Genomic DNA, 6,850 nt, shown 5'->3' with positions numbered 1-6,850 from the left:
GGAGATCGTGGCGCTGCTGAGCGAGGAGCCGCCGCGCGAGTACGGCGACGATCTGGCGGGCGCGTGGCGGGCCGCGCGCCGGGGCGGCGACGCGTACGGCACCCGCTGGCGGGCGGAGGCCCGGCGGCTGGAGTCCGCGCTGCGCGGGGCCGCGACGGACCGTCCGGCGGCCCGGTCCGGTGGCGCGCCGCTCGCCGACGACGCCGCAGCGGGCCTGGTCGCCGCGCTGGCGTTCCCCGAGCGGGTGGCGCGGGCGCGCGGCGAGGGCTCGTTCCTGATGGTGTCGGGCACCGGCGCCGATCTGGGCGACGGCTCCCGGCTGCGCAGCGCGCCGTGGCTCGCGGTGGCGGTGGCCGACCGGCCCGTCGCCGCGGCGTCGGCGCGGGTGCGGCTGGCCGCGGTGATCGACGAGGGGACGGCCCGGGCGACGGCCGCAGCGCTGTTCGCCGAGGGCGAGGAGGTGCGCTGGTCCACCGCGCGACGGGACGTCGTGGCCCGGCGCGTGACACGGCTGGGCGCCGTGGAGCTGGCCTCGGCGCCGCTGACCTCCCCGGACCGCGGCCTCGTCCGCGCGGCCCTGCTGGAGGGGCTGCGGACGGAGGGGCCGGGGCTGCTGCGCTGGGGTCCGGAGGCGACGGGCCTGCGGGAACGGCTGGCGTTCCTCCACCGGGAACTGGGCGCGCCCTGGCCGGACGTCTCGGACGAGGCGCTGCTGGCGGACGCGGACGTGTGGCTGGGCCCGGAGCTAGACGCGGCGCGACGGCGCGCCGATCTGGAGCGGGTGGACGCCCGTGCGGCGCTGGAGCGGCTGCTCCCATGGGCGAGCGGGGACGCGGCCCGGCTGGCCGAGCTGGCGCCCGAGCGCATCGAGGTGCCGAGCGGTTCGCGGATCCGGGTGGACTACGGGAGCGGGCAGCCCGTGCTGGCCGTCAAGCTCCAGGAGCTCTTCGGTCTGCGGCGGACCCCGGCCGTGGCGGGCGGCCGGGTGCCCGTCCTGGTCCACCTGCTGTCACCGGCCGGGCGTCCGGCGGCGGTCACGGCGGATCTGGCCTCGTTCTGGCGCGACGGCTACCGGGCGGTCCGGGCCGAGCTGCGCGGACGCTACCCGCGCCATCCCTGGCCGGAGGACCCGTCGACGGCGGAGCCGACCCGGCGGGCCAACGCCCGGCGCCGCTGAGGGCGTCGCCCGGTCAGGGCAGGTAGCGCTCCAGCGCCGCCGCCCCCTTCTCCTCGATGTGCCGCCTGGCGGCCTCCACCCGTTTCGGAGTGACGTCGTGCCCCGAGGCCATGACCAGGTCCTCGGGGTCGAAGGGCCGCTCGCCACCGGTGTAGAACCGCCGCGGCCGGGATGTCGTGGATGCGTCCTCGGGACTCTCCTTCACGGCGAGCCTCCTCTGCTCAGCGGTCCCCTTGACCCGGGGGCCGGCCGTTCGGGTTTCCCTCCATCGTGTGACATCCCACCGGCATTTGCACAACGATCTCCCAGGGGAGTGACAGTGCCGCCCTCCCCCAACGGTGCGGGGAAGGGCGGCACACTGCTCCTGATCAGTGCGCGGCGGATTCCCAGTCGCCTCCGACGCCGACCGACACGTCGAGCGGGGCCCGTAGGCTCACGGCCCCGGCCATCTCCCGGCGGACCAGCTCCTCGACCTTCTCGCGCTCGCCCGGGGCGACCTCCAGCACGACTTCGTCGTGCACCTGGAGCAGCATCCGGGTGGCGAGCCCCTCCTTCTCCAGGGCCTCGGCCACCCGCAGCATCGCGATCTTGACGATGTCGGCGGCGGTGCCCTGGATCGGGGCGTTGAGCGCCATCCGCTCGGCCATCTCCCGGCGCTGGCGGTTGTCGCTGTTGAGGTCCGGCAGGTAGCGGCGACGGCCGAGCATGGTCTCGGTGTAGCCCGTGGCGCGGGCCTCCTCGACGACGCGGCGCAGGTAGTCCCGCACCCCGCCGAACCGCTCGAAGTAGGTGTCCATCAGGCCGCCCGCCTCGCCCGGGGAGATGCCGAGCTGCTGGGAGAGGCCGAACGCCGACAGCCCGTAGGCCAGGCCGTACGACATGGCCTTGATCTTGCGGCGCATCTCCGGGTCGACCTCGGTCTTGGCCACGCCGAAGACCTGCGAGGCGACCGTGGTGTGCAGGTCCTCGCCGGAGGTGAACGCCTCGATCAGGCCCTCGTCCTCCGACAGGTGGGCCATGACGCGCAGCTCGATCTGGCTGTAGTCGGCCGTCATCAGCGACTCGAAGCCCTCGCCGACGACGAAGCAGCGGCGGATGCGGCTGCCGTCGCCGGTGCGCACCGGGATGTTCTGCAGGTTGGGGTCGGTGGAGGACAGCCGGCCGGTGGCCGCCACCATCTGGTTGAAGGTGGTGTGGATCCGGCCGTCCGCCGCCAGGTTGTTGATCAGGCCCTCGACCGTGGTCCGGAGCTTGGCCCGGTCGCGGTGGCGCAGCAGGACCACCGGCAGCTCGTTCTCCGTCTGGGCGGCGAGCCAGGCCAGTGCGTCGGCGTCGGTGGTGTAACCGGTCTTGATCTTCTTGGTCCTGGGCAGGCCGAGTTCCTCGAAGAGGATCTCCTGGAGCTGCTTGGGCGAGGAGAGGTTGAACTCGCGGCCGGCGGCGCGGTGCGCCTCGGCGACCGCCTGCTCGATCTCGCCCAGGTACTCCTCGGAGAGCCGCTCCAGGCGGGCGCGGTCGACCGCGATGCCCTCGCGCTCCATGGCGACGAGCAGGTCGCCGACGGGCAGCTCCAGGTCCCGCATGAGCTCCAGGGCGCCCGTGCCGGCCAGCTTCCGCTCGTAGAAGACGCCGAGGTCGAGCACCGCGCGGGCCTCGACCATCAGTTTCTCGGCCGCTTCCTTGTCGGCGGTGCCCTCGAAGTCGAACGCCTGCTGGCCCGACTCGGCCTTGTCGGGGTCGACGCGCGGCAGGGTGCGGCCGAGCTTGTCCTCGACCAGCACCTCCAGCTCGGTGAGCTGGCGCTTGCCCTTGTTGAAGCGCACCTTGCCGGCCCGCTTCTGGCGGTGGCGGTTGAGCGGGTCCGTCTCGAAGGGCCGGGCCCCCGGCTCGTCCAGGTAGGCGGCGACGGCGGTGTCCATGGTGACGCCCTCGACCCGCCAGCCGCGCTCGGCGAAGACGCGGACGACGCGCTTGCCCATGTGCAGCACCTTGGGGCGGTCCGCGTCGGCCAGCCAGGCGGCGAACGCCTTGTCGTCCGCCTCGGACAGCTCCTCCGGCACGAACCAGCAGGCCCGGTCGTCCGGCAGGGCGAGGGCGACCTCGCGGACGTCTCCGCTGCCCAGCTTCCAGTCGTAGCCGGCCACCACCGCGGCCGGTACGTCCGCCGGGATGTCCGTCAGCCACACGGCCAGTTCGTCCGGGCCCAGCATGCGGCCGTCGAGCTCGATCTCCAGCTCCTCGGCGGCCTCCTCGACGACCGCGGCCGGGTCCGTCCCCCACAGCCGGTCGCGCAGGCTCCGGTTGCGGATCTCCAGCCGGTCCAGCAGCTCCCCGAGGCCGGCGAGGTCGTACGCCTCGCGGACCAGCCCCTCCGGGCCCGTCGACAGCTCGACGTCGCGCACCATCTCGGTCAGGCGGCGGTTGAGCTTGACCGCCTCCAGGTGCTCCCGCAGGTTCTGCCCGGCCTTGCCCTTGACCTCCTCGACCCGCTCCACCAACTCGGCGAAGGAACCGAACTGGTTGATCCACTTCGCGGCGGTCTTCTCGCCCACGCCCGGGATGCCCGGCAGGTTGTCCGACGGGTCGCCGCGCAGGGCCGCGAAGTCCGGGTACTGCGCGGGCGAGAGGCCGTACTTCTCCATGACCTTCTCGGGCGTGAAGCGGGTCAGCTCCGAGACGCCCTTGGTCGGGTACAGCACCGTGACGGCATCGCTGACCAGCTGGAACGAGTCCCGGTCGCCGGTGACGATCGACACCTCGAAGCCCTGCGCCTCGGCCTGCGCGGTCAACGTGGCGATGACGTCGTCGGCCTCGTACCCGTCCACGGCGAACCGCGGCACCCGCATATGGTCCAGCAGCTCGCCGATCAGCTCGACCTGGCCCTTGAACTCGTCGGGGGTCTTCGACCTGGTCGCCTTGTACTCCGCGAACTCCTCGGAGCGCCACGTCTTGCGCGAGACGTCGAACGCCACCGCGAAGTGCGTGGGGCTCTCGTCACGCAACGTGTTCGCGAGCATCGACGCGAAGCCGTACACCGCGTTGGTCGGCTGGCCGCCGGAGGTCGTGAAGTTCTCCGCGGGCAGCGCGAAGAACGCCCGGTACGCCATGGAGTGCCCGTCCATCAGGAGCAGGCGGGGACGACCTCCCCCGGCTGCCTCGGTGCCGGTCGGCTCGGTCGCGTCGGACGGTGTTTTCGATGCCTTTGCTGCCACGCCCCCGATCCTGCCACGACCCACTGACAATCCCCGCCACACCACCGCGGGCACCGGTTGTCAGTGCCTCGTGACAGGATCGTCGAGGCAGGCATACCCGCGACCGCCTCACCGCTCCAGGGGGTACGAGATGGCAGGCACACCACCGACCGGCGACCCCGTCCAGGACGCTCCGGACGTCGGCGCGCCCCGGCACGCGGCGGCGGGGCTCCCCGCCGTGGCCCACTCACTGCGCGCGGCCCAGCGGCAGATGGGCGTCCGGCGCACCGCGCTCACCCTCCTCAAGGTCAACCAGAAGGACGGCTTCGACTGTCCCGGCTGCGCCTGGCCCGAGCCGGAGAAGCGCCACACCGCGGAGTTCTGCGAGAACGGCGCCAAGGCCGTCGCCGAGGAGGCGACGCTCCGCCGCGTCACCCCGGACTTCTTCGCCGCGCACTCCGTCCCCGACCTGGCCGGCCGCAGCGGGTACTGGCTTGGCCAGCAGGGCCGCCTCACGCGGCCGATGTACCTGCCCGAGGGCGCCGACCACTACGAGCCGGTCACCTGGGACCGGGCCTTCGACATCATCGCCGGGGAGCTGCGCGCCCTGGACTCCCCCGACGAAGCCGTCTTCTACACCTCGGGCCGCACCAGCAACGAGGCCGCGTTCCTCTACCAGCTCTTCGCCCGCGAGTTCGGCACCAACAACCTGCCGGACTGCTCGAACATGTGCCACGAGTCCTCGGGCTCCGCCCTCACCGACACCCTCGGCGTCGGCAAGGGCAGCGTCCTGCTGGAGGACCTCTACAAGGCCGACCTGATCATCGTCGCCGGGCAGAACCCGGGGACGAACCACCCCCGGATGCTCTCCGCCCTGGAGAAGGCGAAGCGCGGCGGCACGCGGATCATCACGGTCAACCCGCTGCCGGAGGCCGGGCTGGAGCGGTTCAAGAACCCGCAGAACGCCCGCGGCCTCGCCGGCGCCGGCACCTCCCTCACCGATCTGTTCCTGCAGATCCGGCTCGGCGGCGACCAGGCCCTCTTCCGCCTCCTCAACCGGCTGGTCCTGGAGACCGAGGGCGCCGTCGACACGGACTTCGTCCGCGAACACACCCACGGGTTCGAGGAGTTCGCCGCCCTCGCCCGCACGGCCGACTGGGACGAGACCCTGCGCGCCACCGGCCTGACGCGGGAGGAGATCCACGCGGCCCTGCGCATGGTCCTCGCCTCCCGGCGCACCGTCGTCTGCTGGGCGATGGGCCTCACCCAGCACAAGCACGCGGTCGTCACCATCAAGGAGATCGTCAACCTTCTCCTCCTGCGCGGCGACATCGGCCGCCCCGGCGCCGGTGTCTGCCCCGTGCGCGGGCACAGCAATGTGCAGGGCGACCGCACGATGGGCATCTTCGAACGCCCCGCCCCGGCCTTCCTCGATGCCCTGGAGAGGGAGTTCGGCTTCGCCCCGCCCCGCGAGCACGGGCTCGACGTCGTCCGCGCCATCCGGGCGCTCCGGGACGGACGGGCCAAGGTCTTCCTCGCCATGGGCGGCAACTTCGTCTCGGCCACGCCCGACACCGACGTCACCGAGGCGGCGGTCCGCCGCGCCCGCCTCACCGTTCACGTCTCCACCAAGCTCAACCGCTCCCACGTGATCACCGGCGCGCGGGCCCTCATCCTGCCCACCCTCGGCCGCACCGAGCGCGACCGGCAGCGCGGCGGCGACCAGTTCGTCACCGTCGAGGACTCCATGGGCATGGTCCACGCCTCGCGCGGCCGGCTGGAGCCCGCGAGCCCGCACCTGCTCTCCGAGCCCGCCATCGTCTGCCGGCTGGCCCGCGCCGTCCTGGGCGACACCAGTGCCACGCCCTGGGAGCGGTTCGAGGAGGACTACGGCGCCGTCCGCGACCGCATCGCCCGTGTCGTCCCCGGTTTCGAGGACTTCAACGCCCGTGTCGCCCGTCCCGGGGGCTTCACCCTCCCCCACGCGCCCCGCGACAGCCGCACGTTCCCCACCACCACGGGGAAGGCCAACTTCACCGCCGCGTCCGTCGAGTTCCCGGACGTCCCGGAGGGCCGCCTGCTCCTCCAGACCCTCCGTTCCCACGACCAGTACAACACGACCATCTACGGCCTCGACGACCGTTACCGCGGCATCAGGAACGGCCGCCGGGTGGTCCTCCTCCACCCCGACGACGCCCGCGACCACGGGCTCGCCGACGGCTCGTACGCCGACCTCGTCGGCGAGTGGACCGACGGCACCGAGCGGCGGGCCCCGGGGTTCCGCGTCGTCCACTACCCCACGGCACGCGGCTGCGCGGCCGCGTACTACCCGGAGACCAACGTCCTGGTCCCGCTCGACCACACCGCCGACGGGAGCAACACCCCGGCGAGCAAGTCCGTCGTCATCCGACTCGAACCCACTGAGCGCCCCAGCGGCACCACCTGATAACAAACGTTTACGCGTTTACTTCCAGGTACTTCG

4 protein-coding genes are annotated in these 6,850 nt (G+C 72.8%); 2 read left to right on the top strand and 2 right to left on the bottom strand.

All coding sequences use genetic code 11. The annotated features are described in order from the left end of the window. On the top strand, positions 1–1,177 hold a 1,177-nt coding region (locus tag HN013_RS23505), incomplete at its 5' end, for an ATP-dependent helicase C-terminal domain-containing protein (protein WP_283247664.1). A 13-nt stretch (positions 1,178–1,190) separates the two neighbouring features. On the opposite strand, the gene HN013_RS23500 is transcribed toward HN013_RS23505, so the two are convergent. After that, entirely contained in the window at positions 1,191–1,382 is a 192-nt protein-coding gene (locus HN013_RS23500; protein WP_171169428.1) for a hypothetical protein, read from the bottom strand. 163 nt (positions 1,383–1,545) lie between these two features. Then, positions 1,546–4,389 carry a DNA polymerase I gene (gene polA / locus HN013_RS23495; protein ID WP_171169426.1) on the bottom strand — a complete coding sequence of 948 codons (2,844 nt, stop codon included), beginning with the start codon at positions 4,387–4,389 and terminating at the stop codon, positions 1,546–1,548. Positions 4,390–4,519: 130 nt separating this feature from the next. Here polA and HN013_RS23490 point away from each other — a divergent pair, with 130 nt between their 5' ends. Then, the gene (locus HN013_RS23490; RefSeq protein WP_171169425.1) at positions 4,520–6,814 is read left to right on the top strand and encodes an FdhF/YdeP family oxidoreductase; all 2,295 of its coding nucleotides are present in this window, start codon (positions 4,520–4,522) and stop codon (positions 6,812–6,814) included. Positions 6,815–6,850 lie beyond the last annotated feature (36 nt).

The organism is Streptomyces sp. I05A-00742, assembly GCF_013055795.1.
Classification (GTDB): domain Bacteria; phylum Actinomycetota; class Actinomycetes; order Streptomycetales; family Streptomycetaceae; genus Streptomyces.
This window is presented reverse-complemented; position numbering and strand designations above follow the sequence as displayed.